This is a genomic window from Actinoplanes awajinensis subsp. mycoplanecinus, from assembly GCF_001509495.1.
Taxonomy (GTDB): Bacteria; Actinomycetota; Actinomycetes; order Mycobacteriales; family Micromonosporaceae; genus Actinoplanes; species Actinoplanes palleronii.
In genome coordinates, this window is record NZ_LLZH01000141.1 from 1 (window position 1) to 573 (window position 573).

1 protein-coding gene is annotated in these 573 nt (G+C 67.4%); it reads left to right on the forward strand.

Annotation, left to right across the window (positions count from 1 at the left end; translation table 11 throughout):
* Positions 1–394, forward strand: a 394-nt coding sequence (locus ADL15_RS54220) for a hypothetical protein (protein WP_067691827.1), incomplete at its 5' end; no start/stop codon positions are given.
* Positions 395–573 lie beyond the last annotated feature (179 nt).

Genomic DNA, 573 nt, shown 5'->3' on the forward strand with positions numbered 1-573 from the left:
CATGGCCCGCAACACGCACCTGCCCGCACCGCAGCCGACCCGTCCGGTTGTCCACTACTACCCGGACCCGGCGATGGTCGCCGACCTGGAGCGGCTCAATGCAACCGAGCTGGCTGCCCGCCGGGCGCAGGAACGGCTGCTGTACGGGCGCTGGAAGGTCCGCCAGGCCGCGATCCGGGAGCGCGACCGCAAGGTCCGTCAGTTCTGGTTCGGCTTCGGCGGTGTCCTGGCCCTGGTCGTGCTGGCCGTCTTCGCGTTCGTCGCATGGATGGTGTGGACCTGGCTGGCCGCGCTCGGTGCCGGTGTCCTCGCGATCCCGGCGATCGTGGTGTTCCTCGCGGTCACCGCGATCGGTGGTCACCGCTGCGTCACTGTCGTGCAGCACTGGCACTGACCAGCACCACCACAACTTCACATCTCAAGCGGACGACACCAGGCACAACAGCCCTGGAAAGCAAAGGCCCGGTGCCGCCGCCCTAACCACCAAACCCACTTCCGACGGAAGGAGTCGGCACGATGAACCCTACCCAGAATCAGAACAACGCGACCCCGGAGCCCTCGGCATTCACCGAG